Genomic DNA, 18,567 nt, shown 5'->3' on the forward strand with positions numbered 1-18,567 from the left:
CTAGTTGGTTATTACGCTCAGCTTAATAATTTAGATCAATATTTTTCGGGGGAATACTACACTACGCGACCTTAAAAAACTATTGAAAGCCCTGTCCATTGAAGCGCCATTCCTGCCCATTTCCTGAAAAACTTGATCTAAGTCATTTATTTAACCTAAAAGTTAAAACCCTACTAAAGGCTATTCCGTAACCAATTTTCTAACTCATCGACCATTTTTGACATAGTCAATTCGCTTGGCCCACTAAAGCCAAGCAAGAAACCTTGTTGTGGAGAAGGCTGATCAACATAGTGGGAAGATAGTGTAAAGAAGCATACATTTCTTAGCTGTAACTCCGAGGCGATACGTGCATCAAGGCAGGTTTTAGGAAAAGCTCTCAGCACATCCGCTTTGAATTCAATGAGGATATGCATACCGCCGCGAGGCTTTTTCCAATCAAACCACTCGCTTAATTTGTCGTCTAATAAAGCCAGAAGGAAGTCCCGTTTGATTCGATAATGTCGGCGCATTCGATTGATATGACGATCAAAACTGCCTTGCAGCATAAAGTCCGCGACCGCTGGCTGTATCGGCAAAGAAGAGGAAGAGCCAAGAGTCGCTTGGCTTTGTCGAACCAAATCAAGGTGCTTTAAAGGCGCAACAATAAAACCCAACCGCAAGCCGCGAAACAATACTTTTGAAAAACTCCCGACGAAAAACATACGATCTCGTGCTGTCTCATGAATACTCGCTGTTTGCATAAAGGGCACATCACTGCGACCTTGGTACACAAACTCATTATCGTAGTCATCTTCCACCAGCCACCATTCAGAAGACGATTGTTGAAGCTTTTGCAGCCATTCTTGCCGACGTTTCGAGCTGATATTGGTTCCTAAAGGATACTGACGATTAGGGGTGATTATGCCCACATTTATAGCGGCATCTTCTGGTAAACAAGGGCCATCTTCATCAATAACAATATTATGGATATTATTTTGCGAGAGAACTTCACGCATTGGAGGGTAAGTAGGGGATTCAAGCCACCAAGTGACCGCTCTCTTTTTAGCTGTTTCTGATAGTTGAGGCTCAAGCAAAGACGTTATCGCGTGTTGCAATAGAATCAATGAATCTCGATTACCCGCGGTGACGATAATTTGCTCTACCGTACATTCCAAACCACGCACACGATACAAATAATCGACAATTGCTTCTTTTAAGTCCGGATAACCCGTTGGATAACCACCTTGCAGCAAGTCCAAGTCTGGATTCAACCAACTGCGGCGCATACTCGTTGCCCATTCTTTCGTCGGAAAGACAGAAACATCAACGCCAGCATCAAAGCTTAATTTCTTCGCTTGTTGGCGCTGACTTTTAAATTGGCTTGTCCTTTTGTCATCCAAAGAAGGTTTCCGGCGGCCAACCATAGGCAAAGAAGAAACAAACACGCCTCGCTTTTCCTTGCTTATTAAAACGCCTTCCGCAAGAAGCTGATCGTACGCGCGTGAAGTTGTGCTTCTTGAAACACCTAAAGACTCCGCCAGAAAACGTGTCGAAGGTAATTTATCCCCAACCGATAATTCACCCGAGACAATGCCTTGCTGAATTTGGGTGATCAACTGCTGGTAATAAGGCTCGCCATCTTCGTCTAAAGAGAAACGCAAACTGCCCATGGCATATTTCATAACTGGCCTGCTTTTTTATATGCATTCTGGATATTTTTAAGAATGCCAGATTCTTCTAATCTCTTGTTATATCGCCAGCCAAACTCAAAGACAAGGAATAACCCATGAGCGAGTCACTTGAAACACCACTCAGCAAAGTAAAAAGAGGACCAAACAGAGCAAACTACGACAAAGCAAAAGCGCTCGACATTATTGATGCGTCTCTCATGTGTCATATAGCACAGGTAAAAGATGGCCAAGCTTTCGTCACACCAACCTGTCATTGGCGAGAAGGGGACTACTTTTATTGGCACGCGCATTCCAAAGCTCGCAATGTAAAAGGGCCAATCGATGAGCCACAAAAGGTTTGCATTAACATCAGCCTGTTAGACGGCTTAGTAATGGCGCGCTCTGCCATGCATCATTCGGTGAACTATCGTTCCGTAACCCTCTTTGGCGTGCCGGAATTAATTGAAGACAAAGACGAAAAAGTCCGTCAGTTTAAGATTTTCTTAGACAAAGTCAGCCCAGGCCGTTGGGAGCAACTAAGACCTATCAATGACAATGAAATCAAAGCAACAGGACTGGTTAGAATCAAAATCGAGGAAGCTTCAGTGAAATTTCGAGATGAACCACCCATTGACGATCCAGATGACAATAACTGGCCAGTTTGGGCTGGCGTTATTCCTTTGGAGCGCTCTTGGGGAAGCCCGCAAACAGATCCAATTCAGCAGGAAGAATATCTTCCAGCCACACCGCCAAATGCTTTTTAAGCATTTTTTAGAAAGGTCGTTTTTTACGACCTTTTGGCGTTTCGCTTTCCTTGATTAAAAACGCTAAGCACAGAAAATAAGTAAACCCACTTTTTATGCACATTTAATGCACCTTTTGCCCCTCTTTTCCTTGCGGTTTTCAAGAATCTCGCTAATCTTGCACCGTTTTTACGCTTCTACGCGTTCTTTAGGTGTGCTTTTTATCAAATCGCACGCCTAACATTCAACCTACGAAATAATAAAATAATCGACACTATCGAATAATTGGAGAACTTTAAATGGAAGCTATTGTAAACTTCTTAAATACCGTTTTCTGGGGTTATATCCTCATATATGGCTTGTTAGCTGTTGGCGTATATTTCACGTTACGCCTAGGCTTTATTCAAATCCGCCGCTTCCCAGAATTCATCCGCACCGTTCTTAAAGCCCCACAATCTGACCGTGGCGGCATCTCTCCTTTCCAAGCCCTTTGTACAAGTCTCGCCTCTCGAGTAGGCACAGGTAACATGACGGGTGTAGCGGTTGCTCTGTATCTAGGTGGCCCAGGTGCCATTTTTTGGATGTGGGTTGTCGCAATCATTGGTATGGCAACGGCTTATGCTGAAAGCACACTTGCTCAGCTTTATAAAATGCGCGACCAAAATGGTCAATTGCGCGGTGGCCCTGCGTTCTACATCAGCAAAGGTCTTAAAGCACCTTGGGCTGGAGCGGTTTTCTCGCTGGCGCTTATCTTGGCATTTGGTCTTGTGTTCAATGCCGTTCAAGCGAACTCAATCGCTGGCGCAATGGAAGGTGCATTTGGCGTTGATACGAGCATAACTGGCTTAGCTATTATGCTGTTAGCAGCAGTGGTAATTTTTGGTGGCATCAAAAAGATCGCACGCTTTGCAGAAGTCGTGGTGCCATTTATGGCGGTTCTTTACCTCTTGTTGGCTTTGTATGTGATCAGCATCAACATCAGCGATGTTCCAGCAGCATTCGCATTGATTTTCAAAAGCGCATTTGGTGTTGAGCAAGCGGCAGGTGGTGTTTTAGGTGCGATGTTAAACGGTGTGAAACGTGGCTTATTCTCTAACGAAGCCGGTATGGGATCCGCTCCAAACATTGCCGCGGTAGCAACACCAAACCCACATCACCCAGCGTCACAAGGCATGGTTCAATCATTAGGTGTTTTCATCGACACTATTCTGATTTGTACCGCAACAGCCTTGATGATTCTTCTTTCCGGCGCATTAGGAAATGGTCAAACAGGTATTGCACTAACACAAACGGCACTGACAACACATGTTGGTAGCGCTGGTCAGTACTTTGTTGCGATTGCTATTTTCTTCTTCGCATTCACTTCCATCATTGGTAACTACAGCTATGCAGAAAATGCGCTGACTTACCTAAAATGGGCGAATAAGCCGGGCATTTTCGTTCTTCGCATTCTAGCGCTTGCTATGATTCCTTGGGGAGCTTACGAGAGTGTTGCAATGGTCTTCAACGTTGCGGATGCAGCAATGGGCTTAATGGCAACAATCAACTTAATCGCCATTACTATGATGTCAGGTTTGGTTGTGAAATTAACGAAAGACTATTTCGCTCAATTAAAAACGCATACGCCAGTTTTCAATTCTGATGAATACCCAGAAGTACGAGAAGACATTGATTTGAGTGTTTGGGATGAAAAACCGAAGCAGTAAATCGCCAATCCTTTGATGGGTAAAGCGTCATTTACAACATCAAATTGCGGCCTAAGAACACAACTTAGTGTTTCTTAGGCCGCATTCTAATTTTCTCTATTCAAAACTCTTCCTGAGCTCTCAAAGTTTATTCGCGATCGTGTGTGACAATTTATTGATAAAAGGTCCTGCAATAAACGAAATAACACCCGCCGCTGGCCAAGCCAAAATCCAGGCATGCATCCAGAATGAAACAAAATCCGAAGGCAGCCCGATATTCATGTAAGTGATCCACGCAGACATAAAAAATGACAGGGTAAACGACATAAGTACGGCAAAAACAATTCTATGTTTCACTGAATCTCTCCATATATTAGATTTTATTAATATTAGCAAAAACCGCCTCATAAAACATAGCGATATTTCATCACTCTGAGAAAGACTACCAACAAAGCAAATTCTCTGCTTTCAGTTTAGTTTCATGATCAAAACTTGGTTACACTAAGCGCCACTCACTCGTACTTCACTCTCGAACTTTCAACCAAAGGGATAAACATGGAACATTTACTATGGTGGCAGTTTGCCTTAATCGGCGTCATTTTTATTTGGAGTGGTTTTGTTCGTAGCGGGTTGGGGTTCGGTGGAGCCGTTCTCTCACTGCCTTTTCTATTATTGGTTGAAAACTCTCCACTGATTTTCTTACCTATTATTTCCGTTCATTTATTAGTGTTTTCTAGCTGGATTGCATGGCAAGGCTCAAGAGACGCAAAGGCAAAAGCGAAATTAGCAGCAGAGCAGGGCGAAACAACGGAAACACCGAGCAACATTGATTGGCGCTATCTCAAAAAAGCACTCGGCATCATGATTGTTCCTAAGCTCATCGGCGTATTTGGTTTATTAACCTTACCAAGTGACATAGTCACAGGCGTCATTTTCATAATCGTCGCCGTTTTCGCCGTTTCTTACATATTGAACAAGCCGTTTTACAGCAACAATAAAATACTCGATACCATTTTTCTGATGCTAGGCGGCTACGTTAGCGGAACCTCATTAATTGGCGCACCGCTGATTGTCTCGGTCTTTGCGACAAAAGTGTCTCGTTACCAACTCCGCGACACCTTATTTGTTTTGTGGTTTATCCTCGTCTTAATCAAGATGTCTTCGTTTCTTATCGCTGGCGTGGATCTACAACTCATTCATCAGCTGTGGTTACTGCCTTGTGCCTTCATTGGACATATTTGCGGACAAAAATTCTACAACCGCATCCAACAAGCAGAAACCGCCATCTTCTTCCGATTCATCGGCGCTGCATTACTCATCGTCTGTGTATTTGGGATTTACACAAGCTTGGCTCTATAGACTAAAAAAGACTCAGTTTTTTATTTTTAAAAATTTTAGGATACAGGTGATTGTAGACATAACAAGATCAATACCTCGCTTCGGCGCTAAAGCGCAAACATACGCTTGGTATTGACCTTGTTATGCAAACGGGAGCACAGGAAAACAGATAATGGACGTTATCGCTTTAGCGCCGCTGTTAATTTAAGGTAAGAGGCATTGGTCTTTGTTTTATAACTCACCATCAATATTTTTACTTAGCACACTTAAAGCAACTGACTAAGTATTCTTAAACCAAACGCCTTGTTTAAGGTTTCTCAGATAACACCAATACAGAGTGGCACCTCGGGCAAGGAATAGCACGGCTTGGCTGAGCCATAAACCATGATTCCCTAAGCCTTGAGTCATAAACCAAACCGGAAAGAAAACACCTAACACACAGATGATCATGGTGTTTTGCATTTGCTTTACGCTGGTTGTGCCGATGAAAACGCCATCCAACATGAAAGACCAAATACCCAACAGAGGAAAGAAAATTAGCCAAGGTAGGTACAGTTTTGCTTCTTCTTGAACGCTTTCGACATTGGTTAATAAGCTGATGATTTGATTACCAAAAAGCCAAAAAATCAGCATCAAAACAAACGCAGCAATCAGCGCCCAATAAGTTGAGAGACGAACCACTTTACGGAAGTTCTGTTTGTCTTTACGTCCGTAGTATTCGCCACATAAGGCTTCCACAGAAAAGGCAAAACCGTCTAAAGCATTGGAAATAATCATCAAGAATGTCAGTAATACGGCGTTTGCAGCAAGAATGGAGTCACCTTGGCGCGCGCCTTGAGCTGTGAAAAATAACATGACCAATAGCAGTAAAATCGTGCGTACAAACAGATAGCGATTGACCTGTACCAAAGCCACATATTCCCGCCACTTCGCCAGTGCCTTCATAGGTACATGCCCAGAAAAGCCTTTTAGCTTTTTCCATGCCAATAAACCCGCTACAGAAACACCGATGTAATGGGCGAAAACCGTCGCCCAAGCGACACCATCACTAGCCATTCCAAGGCCATACACCGCGAAATAATCCAACACCATGTTGGCAATATTAATCACCAAGAGCATCCATAAAGCGCCCTTAGAATATTGCACACCGAAGAACCATCCCATTAAGGCGTAACCCGCCAATACTGCGGGAGCACTGAAAATCCGAGCTTCGCAATAGACTCTCGCCCAAGGCTCTACATCCGCGCTGGGCTGCATTAAATGTATGGCGAGATCAATTAACGGCGCCCGAAATAGAATCAGTATTAAACCAATAAGAACGCCCATTAAAATGGACTGCAATAAAAGCTCTCGCACTCGTCTGTCGTCGTCTTGCCCTAAAGCTTGTGCGGTTAATCCAGTTGATCCCATACGCAAGAAGCCAAACGCCCAAAACAGAAAGCTGAAGATGCTCGCACCGATTGCGACGGCACCTAAATGTGTGGCGGTTCCTAGATGTCCAACAACGGCAGTGTCCACTAAACCTAATAGTGGCGTAGTGATGTTCGATACCATTGGTGGCCAAGCCATACGCCAGATTTTAGTGTTCAGCGTGATGTTTGCTCGATAGGCACTGGAAAGGGAATCTATGGAGAATTTAGACAAGGCTGTCTCTCTTGTGGGTATGTTGTTCGCTGTGGATAAAAATCAACCAAGCCGATTTGTTCGGTTTGTTTATCTTTGTGGAAAATAATAGCAGTTATTCACATTTAACGGCAGTTTTTCATGTTTATGTGCGAATTTCATACCAAGATGGGATCTGGTTGACCATTTCTTTCACTTTTGAGGAAGTTGTGCACATATTAGCCCTTTCTAAAGCAATTTTTTATGAGACCAAAAATATTGGATAAGTGGTGGTTTTTTCCACAATTTAGCGCACATCGTTCAGTAAATTTGCTAAACTCGCGCTTATTTTTATCTATCGGAGAAACAGTATGCCTAAGTTTATCAGTCAAAAAGCGAAGCCTTTTATTGAAGGTTTAGCAGTAGGTTGTGTCTTCATTAGTATTACGATGCTGTTTGAAATTCCGCTTTATATGAGTTTTATTATTGGTGCATTGGCAGCTTTAGGTGGCTACCGAAATTCCATTAAAATGGATAATGAGAAAGCCGCGAAAAAAGCTCAAAATGGCCCGAGAGATTCCGAATAATATGACCAAGTCTAATTCGTCACAGCCTCCCTTAATCAAATACGGTGAAGGTGACAGCACATTGCAGGCCGTTGGCGGATTAACTGGCTTACGACGCTTAGTCGAAACCTTTTATCGAATCATGGAAAACACGCCAGAGTTTCGACCTTTGTTTGATATGCACCCTGGCGACCTAGAAACAACGATTGATAAGTTAACCTCCTTCTTGTCTGGTTGGATGGGCGGAGAGCGCTTATATTCCAAGAAATACGGTAGCCTTCACCTTCCCCAAGCCCATGCGCATTTAATCGTCACTGAAAAAGAAAAAGCCATGTGGCTCAATTGCATGGCCGCTGCATTAGATGAACTCAAGTATTCAGAAGAACTAAAAGGGTATTTATTACCTCAGCTAGAATTTCCCGCTGAACGTATTCGTCAAGTCAGTGCAGCAAAGCACAACCTTTAATCACCGTCATCTGCAAAAGATGGTCACTCCTGGAAGGACTCCGAAATGGGTTTAAAAAGCGCGTATTACCTTGTTTCTTTAGCCGCGATTTGGGGAGCCTCGTTTTTATTTATGCGCATTGGCGCACCTTCATTAGGTGGCGCATGGCTTATTGAAGGCCGTGTGGGGTTTGGTGCCGTCTTTCTTTTCTTAGTCATGGCGTTCTTAAAAAAACGCACTCATTTTAGAAAAAACGGAAAGCATTACGCCATTATTGGCCTATTAAGCGCTGCACTGCCGTTTCTTTGTTATGGCTATGCCGCCCAGTATTTATCCGCTTCATTAATGTCTGTAGTGAATGCATTAACGCCGATTTTTGGTACGGCGATCAGTGCTCTTTATTTTCGTAAAGCGCTGGAGGCAAACAAAGTATTTGGCTTGTTACTTGGATTAATTGGCGTTGCAGTCATTGTCGGATTCGATCCAGATATCGTCAAAGAGAACAATCTCTTGGCTGTCTTTGTGGTGATGTGTGCTCCAATTTGCTACGGCATTGTCAGTGTTTACACGCAAAAAGCGAAAAAAGTAGACCCTATTACCAACTCTTATGGCTCCATGTTGATGGCAACCTTGTTCATTGCGCCATTGTTATTCTTTATTCCACCGAATTCGGCGGAAGACATTAATTGGATTGTGGTCGCTTCGGTTATCGCTCTAGGCGTTATTTGCACTGGTGTCGCCTTTTTGATTTTCTACAAACTGGTGGACGATATCGGCATGCCGTCCACATTAACCGTCACCTTCTTAATCCCTATTTTTGGTGTCTTCTGGGGCGTCATTTTCTTAGATGAAACTGTCGGCTGGCATACGCTAATCGGTACTGTTTTAGTCATTATAGGCACTATGAAGGTAACAGGATTCACCTTAAAGACCGTTGTAAAGCCTAGAAGTTAAGTCTTTTTGGACTTAACTTCTCTCACCACCTTAATACCAAGTCGCTTAGCTAAGCGCGCTAGATTCGCTCTGTCCATAGACAGAAACTTAGCAGCCTCTGTCCAATTACCATTCATCTCGTCCAATGTGCTACAAATTAAGTTTCGTTGATAAGCCTCTGTTTCTAAACGAAAATTAATGGGTTCTTTGGCTATGCTGTGACGTTCAGCCATTACTGTGTTTTGCATCCCTTCTTTTTCACCTCTATCTATCTGTAACCCTTTTAGATGATTTTTAGAGATGACAGTAATCCCAGATGGAATATCCGCCTTAGCAAACAAAGCCGCACGAGAGATAACATGTTCCAGCTCGCGTACATTTCCTGGCCAATGATACGTTTCTAATAACCCTATGGCAGAGCTGGATAAAGTAAGTTGTTGTAAGCCTAATTTACGGCGGAATCGTTCAGCAAAGAAACCGGCCAATAGAGGAATATCCCCTTGTCGATGACGCAAGGCAGGGACTTGAATAGGAAACACACTAAGACGATGGAAAAGGTCAGCACGAAAGCGTTGTTCTGACACTTCGGTTTCTAAATGACGATTGGTGGCGGCGATGATTCTCACGTCAATTTTACGAACTTGATCCTTACCAACCGCTTGGACCTCTTGGTTTTGAATGGCTCTTAGTAAGGTGCCTTGCACTTCCAGCGGTAACTCACCGATTTCATCAAGGAACAAGGTACCTCCATCTGCAAGCAAGAACTTACCTTGGCGATCACGGTCTGCACCGGTAAACGCTCCTTTCACATGCCCAAATAGTTCACTTTCAATTAAATGATGAGGAATGGCCGCGCAATTCACATACACCATAGGAGAGGCAGAACGTAGGGATGTTTGATGAAGCATACGGGCAACAAGCTCCTTACCAACGCCTGTTTCCCCTTCAATCAAGATCGCAAAGTCAGAAGGTGCCACCAGCTTAATGGCTTGCTCTAGCGCTTTCATCAGATCACTCTGGCCGATCATCTCACCGCCATCTTTCACTTGGGCTTGTTCATTGATGGCTTGCAGTTCCTGTTGAGCTTGCCATGTTTTGTCTTCCAATTGCTCCATCAACATAGCTGTATTCAAGGTCATAGCGGACATGGCGCCAATGATCTCTAACGCTCTTGCATTAATGTCATCAAATACACCTGGAGTAATACTGTCTAAGGTTACCGCGCCAATCAGCTTGCCTTCTAAATACAAGGGCACGCCCATGCAGGAATGCACTCTTAGATGGTCATCATGGCCAATAACCATGCCATCGTATGGGTCTGGTAATGTGGAATCCGCAGGGAAACGGACAGGGTAATTGCTCTCGCAAATCACTTTCAGTCTAGGGTGCTCTTCAATGCTAAAGCGTCTTCCCATCAGATCATCAGATAAGCCCCGCTGAGCAATCGGTGTCAGCACGTCATTATGATTCACCAGTAATACAACTGCATCGCAATCAATGATGGAGCGTATTGCATACACCAATTCTTCAAAACGACTGGGATGAGTAACAGAGCCCGCAAGATCAAGTGCAAAGCTAAGTAGGGCGTTACTTGAAACCTTATTCATAGAAGAGATCCATCACGTTTATTTATCTAGAGTCATAATGACACAAAAATACCATATCGACTTTATTTATATAGGTCTTATTGACTCTGAAAATAAATTAAAAATCATAAACATATGTTTTTATTGGTTATTTTTATTTGGCACAAACTTAGCAATAACAAAGATAGCAAACTCATTAAGGGTTTATTCATTAAGGGCTTATTTATTAAGGGGAAAGCATGCTATCTCAACAACATATAGATACGGTAAAAGCGACCATTCCATTATTGGCATCCGCTGGAACAGCGATTACAGAGCATTTCTACAATCGTTTGTTTACCCATCATCCTGAGCTACAAGATGTGTTCAACATGACACACCAAAACACAGGACGCCAGCCAGCCGCTTTGTTTAATGCCATTGCAGCCTACGCAACGCATATTGATAACTTAGAAGTACTCACCAGTGCGGTTATGCGCATTGCTCACAAGCACACCAGCTTTAACATCAATCCAGCTCAATACGATGTGGTCGGTCACCATTTGATCGAAACACTTCGAGAACTCGCACCAGACGCTTTTACACCAGAAGTAGAAGAAGCTTGGGGAGCGGCTTATAAGCAACTGGCTGATATTTTCATTAAGGTAGAAAGCAATCTTTACGAAGAACGAGCTGCACAAGCAGGTGGCTGGAAAGACTTCCGTCGCTTCAAAGTCATTTCTAAAACACCAGAGTCAGAGTTGGTCACTAGCTTTGTTTTTGCCCCTGTCGATGGCGGCAATGTCATTGACTATCTTCCAGGTCAATATCTAGGTGTTAAAGTTCACCCTAAAGGCAATGAATACGATGAAATCCGCCAATATTCTTTGTCTACCGCACCAAATGGTAAAACCTACCGCATCAGTGTGAAACGTGATGGCGAGGGTGATCTTGCTGGTGTTATGTCTCACTATCTACACGACCACCTTAACGTAGATGATGAAGTGGAATTAATGCCACCAGCGGGCGACTTCACCTTCCAAGACAAACAAAAACCAGTGACTCTCATTTCTGGTGGTGTTGGCTTAACGCCTATGCAGTCGATGTTGGACACCTTAAACCAGCAGGGTTACTCACAGCCGATTAGCTATTTGCATGCTTGTGCCGGTTCACACCAACATTCCTTTAAAGACCATGTGAATAGCCTGAAAGGGGCTTTACCCTTGAATGTACATACTTGGTATGAAAAGGTAGACGAAACTGAAGAAGGCATTTATGAAGGCAAAATGGCATTAGAGTCAATCAAAGACAGCCTACCTATTACGGATGGTGACTTCTACTTATGTGGGCCGGTAAATTTTATGATGTTTGCAAAACAACAACTGGTCACTCTAGGCGTGTCGTCTGACCGCATTCATTATGAATTATTTGGCCCGCACCAGGACATTTAATCGTCTTTTTTAAACGGCAAAAGTGCGTGGGTGTCTTGATGATATTCGCGCACGGCTTGCGCTTCTTCCTGACAGAAGTTACCAATCGCTTCGCGAAAGCCTTCATGTTCGATGTGATGGATACTGTGACTAAACACGGGCTCAAACCCTCGGGCGATTTTATGTTCCCCTTGAGTACCAGGATCAAAATGCTGTAAGCCTTTTTCCAAGCAAAATTCGATTCCTTGGTAATAGCAGGCTTCAAAGTGCAGGCTGTCAATTTCTTCCATACAACCCCAATAACGACCATAAAGTGAATGATCGTCGAAGAAACACCACGAAGCCGCAATCGGTTCGCCATCTTTATAAGCTTGTACTAAAAGAATTTGCTCGCCCATGGTTTCTGCTAATAAACCAAAAAACTCTCTTGTTAAATAACCTTGCTGACCACGTTTTGCGTAAGTGGATTGATAACATAAATAGAAGAAATCGATCTCTTCTGCGCTTAATTCATTGCCGAGTTTTCGAGTTAAAGTCACGCCTTGTTTAGCCACTTTCTCTCGCTCTTTTCTGGCGACTTTACGCTTACGGCTGGAAAAGTAGGAAAGGTAATCATCCATGCTTTTATAGCCACGATTGAACCAATGAAACTGACAAGAAATACGATGCAATAAGTCTTTGTTCTGAAGAAAAAGCTCACCGTGCTCAGCTTTGGTAAACAACAAATGCCAACTGGAAAAGTGCCGCTCTTGGTTTGCTTGTGTCATGAGTTCCGCTAACGCTGGATACAAATGAGCAAAGCCTGCGTCGTCGCCTTTTGGATCAAGGTGAGAGAAGATTCGCGGCCCAGTGACAGGAGAAAAAGGAATGGCCCAAATACGCTTTGGGTAATATTCCATACCATGTCGGTGGTAAGCATCGGCCCAAGACCAATCAAACACAAATTCCCCTTGGGAATGGGTTTTCAAATAGGTTGGGGCGATCGCCAATGGTTCGTCATCATCGTCCATGACGAACAGGTATTCAGGATACCAGCCTGTGCTATCGCCAACGCTGTTACTTTGCTCTAATGCTTTATGGAAAGCGTATTGCGCAAAAGGGTATTGAGTGTCACCAATCGCCGCTTGCCACTTGGCTTCGCCTATTTGATCCACCGAATTAAACCATTGCGCCTTCATTTCGCCGTCCTCGTTTAATTAGCCGCTTCCATTTCTTGGCGCATCGAAGTGACTAAACTCGCCATATCTGGTCGAACTTGTCGCCAGATATAAAAAGACTCTGCTGCCTGACCAATTAACATGCCTAAGCCATCGACACCGCTTGCGCCATGATCGATCGCCCATTGTAAAAACACCGTTGTGCCTTTGCCGTAAGTCATGTCGTAACACCAAGAGTGAGTATTAACTAACTCATCTTTAAGTGGAGGCAAACTGCTACTACGACTGGCAGAAGTACCATTAATGATAATATCGAATGTGCCTTCTAGTGCCTCAAAAGACGAAGCAAGACAACCAAACTTCTCAGCAAGTGCTTGTGCTTTCTCTACCGTACGATTGGCAATGGTCACAGATTCTGGTTGCTCGGCGAGTACGTTATCAAGAATGCCTTGCACCGCGCCACCCGCGCCAATAATCAGAACGCGTTTGCCTTTGATCGCTTTGCCATGACACTCAACAATGTCCCGAACCATGCCAACGCCATCGGTTGTATCGCCAAACAATTCGCCGTTCTTGCCCATCATCAAGGTATTCACAGCACCGGCTTTTTGCGCACGCTGACTCAATACATCACACATGGCGTAAGCACGATCCTTAAAAGGAGAGGTGACGTTTAAGCCGTGTCCACCTTGTTTGAAAAAGTCTTTAACCTGATTCTCAAATTCAACATCGTCGCCTAAAATACGCGTATAGCTGATATCTTGTTGCGTTTGGTCGGCAAAATGCATGTGAATGTCAGGCGATTTACTGTGAGCAATAGGGTTTCCAAATACAGCGTACTTATCCAAGACGTTTTCTCTCTTCTTAATTCGTTATTCTTTGCACCAAAAACAAGACAGTTAAACCGTTAACCAATCTTTTGATGTGAGGTAGTAATCTGTCAATTTCGCTTCTTCACTGTTTGGCTCTATTTGGTATTCATAGGTCCAACGAACTTCGGGTGGTAATGACATCAAAATCGATTCTGTGCGGCCTAAGCCACTTTGTAAGCCAAAGTGTGTGCCTCGATCGAAAACCAAATTGAATTCCACATAACGACCACGACGATGCAATTGAAAATCACGTTGCTTTTCAGTGAAAGGCGAATCTTTTCGACGCTCTAAAATTGGTATATAAGCTTTGGTAAACGCATCACCTACGGATTGCATCATGCCAAAACAATGCTCAAATGACCCTTCATTGAAGTCATCATAAAATAAGCCACCGATTCCACGAGGCTCACCTCGATGCTTCAGGTAGAAGTATTCATCGCACCATTTCTTAAAGCGGCTGTAATAGTCGTCTCCAAAAGGTGCCACTGCGTCACGAGCCGTTTCATGCCAATGGATACAGTCTTCTTCAAAGCCATAATAAGGCGTCAGATCAAAACCGCCCCCAAACCACCAAACAGGTTCCATGCCGTCTTTATAAACAACAAACAAACGCACGTTAGCATGGGACGTTGGAGCAATCGGATTATTAGGGTGAATCACCAAAGAAACGCCCATGGCTTCAAAACGGCCACCGGCTAATTCTGGACGATCTACCGTAGCAGAAGGAGGAAGACTATCGCCCATTACGTGTGAAAAGTTCACACCACCTTTTTCTATCACCTCACCACCTGCGATAACACGAGTTCGGCCACCGCCACCATTAGGTCTATCCCACGCGTTTTCTGTGAAACGAGTCGTTGGCTCCAAGGTTTCCAATGATGTGCAAATATGATCTTGCAGTGACAATAAATACGCTTTAACAGCTTGAATGTCTGGCAATGCGGAAGTGTTAGACATAATTAAAAAGCCTTATAAATAGCTAGTGGAATTAACTTACTTTACCTTGATACGCTTTACTACCATCAGGTCGTCGACTACGTAACAAGCTCAATATCCACATATATTGTTCCGTATTCGGTTCAATCATCGCTTCCAATGCTTTGTTCATGATGATCGCATCTTCTCTATCATTGCCAGTAGGGAAGTTTTCTAATGCAGGAAATATATGTAATTCATACTTTCCTGAATTCGCGTTGTACGCTTGGAACATAGGAACGATGTGCGCTTTTGACAGTTTCGCTAATTTCCCCAACCCTTTAATAGTCGCTTTTTCAGTGCCGAAAAAAGGGACGAACTCTGAATGCTTCAGGCCCAAATCTTCATCTGGTAGGTAATAACCAACACAGCCTTTTCTTACAGATTGTAAGAACGGCTTCACACCAACGCTTCTTGGATACACAACGCCATTACCATACTGATTGCGCTGAACATGCATTATCCAATCCATTACAGGATTCTTGCTTGGGTTCATTATGGTTGTCAGGGTATAACCTAAAGAAGCAATCAGTGAGCCTGTGTAATCAATCGCCCAACAGTGCGGAACAAGGGTAATGACATTTTCACCTTTATCGAGAAGAGGAAAGAGGTGTTCTCCACCTATGATTTCGTTACGGCTCTTTTTGTATTTCTCACTGCGGACAAACAACTCTCCATAAGCCAAGCAGAATTGAGCAGCGGTTTCCAAACTGTGTCGTAACATGGTTTCCCGCTCTTCAAACGACTTTTCAGGGAAACAATATTGAAGGTTAATACGTGCACGTTTTAGTGCGCCCGTTTTTTTCTTCATCATTAAAGGAACAAGTTTTTTCGCCAAATTATCTCGTATACGAAAAGGAACATAAGCCAAAGCGAGCACTAGAAGGATTAACAACCAAGACCCCCAAAAGCGTGGAGCTAAAAAAGACCACTTGAAAGTAGGGTTGTGTAAGTTTTTATCTGTTGAGGTCATAGATGTTATTTCGTTTATTTAATAGGTGAATCTAATATCAAGAGTGCTAACTTTACCTTAATGAAGCAACTTCAATGAAGTAATAATGCGAGTTAGTGCTTCTGATTTTGAATATTCAGGAAGTTAATTATACGCCGTTCGCCAATGAGACAAAGCACGATCAAAAAAGGAGGGATCATTTGCACCTTGAACTAAAATAGAAGCACCGTGTAAACAGGCGAGAAGTTGACTTGCTTTTGTTAAGGCTTCTTCCTCATCAGTTTGCTCTATACGCATAAAGACTTGCGTCAGCCAATCTAGTTTTAACTTATAAAAAATAGCCAGCTCCTGACATACAGCGTCCGGCAAAGACGATTTATCAGACGTCAGCATGGTACATAAACTCATGTTCATTTGATCTACCACTTTGGCTTTGAAACCATCAATGAATCCATGTATCAGGTCTTTAGTACTAAACTCTGCATCACAAGGGTCTGGTAACATTTGGGAAAATGCATGGGTGTATCGAGCCATTACAGCAGCGACCAAGTCACCTTTAGTTGGAAAGTGATAGTGAACACTTGCACTCTTTATGCCTACTGATTCTGCTATGTCTCGGAAACTAAAAGCACCATAACCTCCTTGAGAAATAAACTCTTCGGCTACATCCATGATTTTAGATTTAGTATCTACCTTTGTGTCTTTCATAACGTCATCAGCTCTCTACCTATATGACTATCTATCTAGTGATAGATATTTTATTGACTTCGCTTTTATCTACAAGCTATATTTCACCTATCAAGTGATAGATAGACTCTAAAACACGTCATCGGAGAATTTGAAAATGACATACGATCTTTTGGTATTGGGTAGTGGGCCAGGTGGTTATGCGGCCGCTTTTCGAGCAGCAGATTTAGGCTTAAAAGTCGCTATGGTAGAACGCCATCCAACCATTGGTGGTGTTTGCTTAAACGTTGGTTGCATACCCTCTAAAGCGCTGTTGCATGTGGCAGGTAAAATACTCATGGCAGACGAAGCCGCCCACGGCGTTCAATATGCCAAGCCAACCATTGACCTAGACGCTATTCGTCATCACCGTCAATCTACTGTCGACACCTTAACCAGCAATCTTGCTCTCATGGCAAAAGGTCGAAAAGTAGATGTGTTACAAGGTGAAGGGCATTTTGAGTCAACGACTTCTCTAACCGTCACGAAAGGCAATGACGTTCAAACACTCTCGTTTAAACAAGCCATTATCGCCGTTGGCTCTCGTGCCATTAAATTACCTTTCGTTCCTTACGACGACCCACGCATTCTCGATGCTACCAGTGCATTGCAACTTGAGCGTATTCCTGAGCATTTATTGATCCTTGGTGGCGGCATCATTGGCTTAGAAATGGCGACTGTGTATCAAGCGCTAGGGGCAAAAATCACCGTGGCGGAATTGGGCGACCAGATTATGACAGGCGCCGATAAAGACCTTGTGCGTGTTTTCGAGCAAGCCAATAAAGATCGCATGACGTTTCTGACACAAACCCAAGTCACAGACATTCAAGCCACACCAGAAGCGTTAAACATCACGCTGAAAGACAAAGACGGTGAACGAAACCTTGCGGTTGACTCGGTATTGGTGGCGGTTGGCCGCTCTCCAAATGGACGCAACGCCGGTATTCCAGAAATAGGCGTTGAGATAGATGAAAGAGGCTTTGTACTGACAGATGATCAATGCAAAACATCTGTACCTAATATCTTTGCCATTGGCGATGTCACTCATGGTCCAATGCTTGCCCATAAAGCAGCTCACGAAGGTCACATAGCCGCTGAAGTCGTTGCTGGACATAATGTCGCCTTCCAACCTTTGGCGATTCCATCCATCGCTTACACCTTCCCAGAAGTGGCGTGGGTTGGGTTAACAGAAACCGAAGCGAAGAAACAAAAACTGCCTGTTAAAACCGCCGTTTTTCCATGGAGCGCCAGCGGTCGAGCGATTGCTTCTGGCGTGACACAAGGCAAAACCAAACTTATTTATGACGAGGCAACAGAGCGAGTCTTGGGTGCCGGTATTGTAGGTTCCCACGCTGGCGAATTATTAGGAGAATTGACTCTAGCCATTGAATTCGGTTCAACACTCGAGGACATCGCCCTAACTATTCACGCTCACCCAAGCTTACATGAAAGCGTTGGTCTGGCCGCAGAGCTGGGTGCAGGAACCATTACCGATTTGCCAAACAAAAAAGCCGTGAAGCGATAACATCACGGCTTTTGAGTCTAATATTGGTCACAAGACTTTTACTTATAAATTAAGATTATCTAATAGCATATTTTACATTAAAGAAAATACCACTGTGCTCTCACAGTGGTATTGAGCAAGAATATGCCTTGCCAACGGGATACCTTCTGTAATTTGTCAGATAACCCTTATTAAGCTCTTAGGTATTCTTCTCTTCTTGCGATTGCGTATTGTAAGGAGGCAGCCCCATATCTCGGCGTAAGTACTCAGGAAGCTGACGAGAGCGCATCATTTGTTGGCCGTGTTTCTTTTTCTTTTTATGTTCTAAATAGCGTTTTTCTAAAGACTGATAGCCGCTAATAACCTTGTCATTCACCCAAACCAATAAAGTCCACATAACCACCTCCGCTTCATAAGAACTTTAT

18 protein-coding genes are annotated in these 18,567 nt (G+C 43.6%); 8 read left to right on the forward strand and 10 right to left on the reverse strand.

The genetic code is table 11. The features are described from left to right. Window positions 1-173: 173 nt before the first annotated feature. Window positions 174-1,661, reverse strand: a complete 1,488-nt coding sequence (gene pdxR / locus ACMUMQ_RS08350; protein WP_414681531.1) for a MocR-like pyridoxine biosynthesis transcription factor PdxR — start codon at window positions 1,659-1,661, stop codon at window positions 174-176. Window positions 1,662-1,765: 104 nt separating this feature from the next. Between pdxR and ACMUMQ_RS08355 the strand changes: the two genes are divergently transcribed. Continuing rightward, entirely contained in the window at window positions 1,766-2,413 is a 648-nt protein-coding gene (locus ACMUMQ_RS08355) for a pyridoxamine 5'-phosphate oxidase family protein (protein ID WP_414681532.1), read from the forward strand. Window positions 2,414-2,691: 278 nt separating this feature from the next. Further along, a complete protein-coding gene (locus ACMUMQ_RS08360; protein ID WP_414681534.1) occupies window positions 2,692-4,098 on the forward strand; it encodes an alanine/glycine:cation symporter family protein in 1,407 nt (468 codons plus the stop codon). Window positions 4,099-4,218: 120 nt separating this feature from the next. Here ACMUMQ_RS08360 and ACMUMQ_RS08365 read toward each other — a convergent pair whose 3' ends face one another. Further along, the gene (locus ACMUMQ_RS08365; RefSeq protein WP_414681535.1) at window positions 4,219-4,434 is read right to left on the reverse strand and encodes a DUF2798 domain-containing protein; all 216 of its coding nucleotides are present in this window, start codon (window positions 4,432-4,434) and stop codon (window positions 4,219-4,221) included. 198 nt (window positions 4,435-4,632) lie between these two features. Here ACMUMQ_RS08365 and ACMUMQ_RS08370 point away from each other — a divergent pair, with 198 nt between their 5' ends. Beyond that, complete coding sequence (locus ACMUMQ_RS08370) at window positions 4,633-5,436, forward strand: TSUP family transporter (protein WP_414681536.1); 804 nt, start codon at window positions 4,633-4,635, stop codon at window positions 5,434-5,436. A gap of 258 nt (window positions 5,437-5,694) precedes the next feature. Here the strand turns inward: ACMUMQ_RS08370 and ACMUMQ_RS08375 are convergent, their stop codons facing one another. After that, complete coding sequence (locus ACMUMQ_RS08375) at window positions 5,695-6,984, reverse strand: MATE family efflux transporter (protein ID WP_414681622.1); 1,290 nt, start codon at window positions 6,982-6,984, stop codon at window positions 5,695-5,697. A 404-nt stretch (window positions 6,985-7,388) separates the two neighbouring features. On the opposite strand from ACMUMQ_RS08375, the gene ACMUMQ_RS08380 reads away from it, so the two are divergent. Genes ACMUMQ_RS08380 through ACMUMQ_RS08390 form a run of 3 tightly spaced genes read left to right on the forward strand, consistent with a single transcriptional unit; the run spans window position 7,389 to window position 8,982 of the window. After that, window positions 7,389-7,604, forward strand: a complete 216-nt coding sequence (locus ACMUMQ_RS08380; RefSeq protein ID WP_347983704.1) for a hypothetical protein — start codon at window positions 7,389-7,391, stop codon at window positions 7,602-7,604. Window position 7,605: 1 nt separating this feature from the next. Then, on the forward strand, window positions 7,606-8,049 hold the full coding sequence (locus tag ACMUMQ_RS08385) for a group II truncated hemoglobin (RefSeq protein ID WP_414681537.1): 444 nt from the start codon (window positions 7,606-7,608) through the stop codon (window positions 8,047-8,049). Between the two features lie 45 nt (window positions 8,050-8,094). Continuing rightward, window positions 8,095-8,982, forward strand: coding sequence for a DMT family transporter (locus ACMUMQ_RS08390; RefSeq protein ID WP_414681538.1), 888 nt, complete (start codon window positions 8,095-8,097; stop codon window positions 8,980-8,982). Here ACMUMQ_RS08390 and norR read toward each other — a convergent pair. Beyond that, on the reverse strand, window positions 8,979-10,568 hold the full coding sequence (gene norR / locus ACMUMQ_RS08395) for a nitric oxide reductase transcriptional regulator NorR (protein WP_414681539.1): 1,590 nt from the start codon (window positions 10,566-10,568) through the stop codon (window positions 8,979-8,981). The two genes, ACMUMQ_RS08390 and norR, sit on opposite strands and share 4 nt — an antisense overlap. 218 nt (window positions 10,569-10,786) lie before the next feature. Between norR and hmpA the strand changes: the two genes are divergently transcribed. Next, a complete protein-coding gene (gene hmpA, locus ACMUMQ_RS08400; RefSeq protein WP_414681540.1) occupies window positions 10,787-11,977 on the forward strand; it encodes an NO-inducible flavohemoprotein in 1,191 nt (396 codons plus the stop codon). Here the strand turns inward: hmpA and ACMUMQ_RS08405 are convergent. From ACMUMQ_RS08405 to ACMUMQ_RS08425, 5 genes are all read right to left on the reverse strand, one after another. After that, on the reverse strand, window positions 11,974-13,134 hold the full coding sequence (locus tag ACMUMQ_RS08405; RefSeq protein ID WP_414681541.1) for a GNAT family N-acetyltransferase: 1,161 nt from the start codon (window positions 13,132-13,134) through the stop codon (window positions 11,974-11,976). The genes hmpA and ACMUMQ_RS08405 overlap by 4 nt on opposite strands. A gap of 14 nt (window positions 13,135-13,148) precedes the next feature. Next, window positions 13,149-13,961, reverse strand: a complete 813-nt coding sequence (gene aroE, locus ACMUMQ_RS08410; RefSeq protein ID WP_414681542.1) for a shikimate dehydrogenase — start codon at window positions 13,959-13,961, stop codon at window positions 13,149-13,151. A 51-nt stretch (window positions 13,962-14,012) separates the two neighbouring features. Further along, on the reverse strand, window positions 14,013-14,942 hold the full coding sequence (hemF, locus tag ACMUMQ_RS08415; RefSeq protein WP_414681543.1) for an oxygen-dependent coproporphyrinogen oxidase: 930 nt from the start codon (window positions 14,940-14,942) through the stop codon (window positions 14,013-14,015). A gap of 31 nt (window positions 14,943-14,973) precedes the next feature. Next, a complete protein-coding gene (lpxM, locus tag ACMUMQ_RS08420; protein WP_414681544.1) occupies window positions 14,974-15,933 on the reverse strand; it encodes a lauroyl-Kdo(2)-lipid IV(A) myristoyltransferase in 960 nt (319 codons plus the stop codon). A 123-nt stretch (window positions 15,934-16,056) separates the two neighbouring features. Next, window positions 16,057-16,620: a TetR/AcrR family transcriptional regulator gene (locus ACMUMQ_RS08425; protein WP_414681545.1), complete on the reverse strand. Its 564-nt coding sequence runs from the start codon at window positions 16,618-16,620 to the stop codon at window positions 16,057-16,059. A gap of 136 nt (window positions 16,621-16,756) precedes the next feature. Between ACMUMQ_RS08425 and lpdA the strand changes: the two genes are divergently transcribed. Next, complete coding sequence (lpdA, locus tag ACMUMQ_RS08430; RefSeq protein ID WP_414681547.1) at window positions 16,757-18,163, forward strand: dihydrolipoyl dehydrogenase; 1,407 nt, start codon at window positions 16,757-16,759, stop codon at window positions 18,161-18,163. A 178-nt stretch (window positions 18,164-18,341) separates the two neighbouring features. Here lpdA and ACMUMQ_RS08435 read toward each other — a convergent pair whose 3' ends face one another. Continuing rightward, window positions 18,342-18,539: a hypothetical protein gene (locus tag ACMUMQ_RS08435; RefSeq protein WP_414681548.1), complete on the reverse strand. Its 198-nt coding sequence runs from the start codon at window positions 18,537-18,539 to the stop codon at window positions 18,342-18,344. Window positions 18,540-18,567: the final 28 nt, after the last annotated feature.

This window comes from Marinomonas algae, assembly GCF_047525555.1.
Taxonomy (GTDB): Bacteria; Pseudomonadota; Gammaproteobacteria; order Pseudomonadales; family Marinomonadaceae; genus Marinomonas.

Bases quoted from the DNA above. Each gene is read 5' to 3' on its own strand.
- pdxR (WP_414681531.1), bottom strand. From the start codon at position 1,661: ATGAAATATGCCATGGGCAGTTTGCGTTTCTCTTTAGACGAAGATGGC.
- ACMUMQ_RS08355 (WP_414681532.1), top strand. From the start codon at position 1,766: ATGAGCGAGTCACTTGAAACACCACTCAGCAAAGTAAAAAGAGGACCA.
- ACMUMQ_RS08360 (WP_414681534.1), top strand. From the start codon at position 2,692: ATGGAAGCTATTGTAAACTTCTTAAATACCGTTTTCTGGGGTTATATC.
- ACMUMQ_RS08370 (WP_414681536.1), top strand. From the start codon at position 4,633: ATGGAACATTTACTATGGTGGCAGTTTGCCTTAATCGGCGTCATTTTT.
- ACMUMQ_RS08375 (WP_414681622.1), bottom strand. From the start codon at position 6,984: ATGGCTTGGCCACCAATGGTATCGAACATCACTACGCCACTATTAGGT.
- ACMUMQ_RS08380 (WP_347983704.1), top strand. From the start codon at position 7,389: ATGCCTAAGTTTATCAGTCAAAAAGCGAAGCCTTTTATTGAAGGTTTA.
- ACMUMQ_RS08385 (WP_414681537.1), top strand. From the start codon at position 7,606: ATGACCAAGTCTAATTCGTCACAGCCTCCCTTAATCAAATACGGTGAA.
- ACMUMQ_RS08390 (WP_414681538.1), top strand. From the start codon at position 8,095: ATGGGTTTAAAAAGCGCGTATTACCTTGTTTCTTTAGCCGCGATTTGG.
- norR (WP_414681539.1), bottom strand. From the start codon at position 10,568: ATGAATAAGGTTTCAAGTAACGCCCTACTTAGCTTTGCACTTGATCTT.
- hmpA (WP_414681540.1), top strand. From the start codon at position 10,787: ATGCTATCTCAACAACATATAGATACGGTAAAAGCGACCATTCCATTA.
- ACMUMQ_RS08405 (WP_414681541.1), bottom strand. From the start codon at position 13,134: ATGAAGGCGCAATGGTTTAATTCGGTGGATCAAATAGGCGAAGCCAAG.
- hemF (WP_414681543.1), bottom strand. From the start codon at position 14,942: ATGTCTAACACTTCCGCATTGCCAGACATTCAAGCTGTTAAAGCGTAT.
- lpxM (WP_414681544.1), bottom strand. From the start codon at position 15,933: ATGACCTCAACAGATAAAAACTTACACAACCCTACTTTCAAGTGGTCT.
- ACMUMQ_RS08425 (WP_414681545.1), bottom strand. From the start codon at position 16,620: ATGAAAGACACAAAGGTAGATACTAAATCTAAAATCATGGATGTAGCC.
- lpdA (WP_414681547.1), top strand. From the start codon at position 16,757: ATGACATACGATCTTTTGGTATTGGGTAGTGGGCCAGGTGGTTATGCG.
- ACMUMQ_RS08435 (WP_414681548.1), bottom strand. From the start codon at position 18,539: ATGTGGACTTTATTGGTTTGGGTGAATGACAAGGTTATTAGCGGCTAT.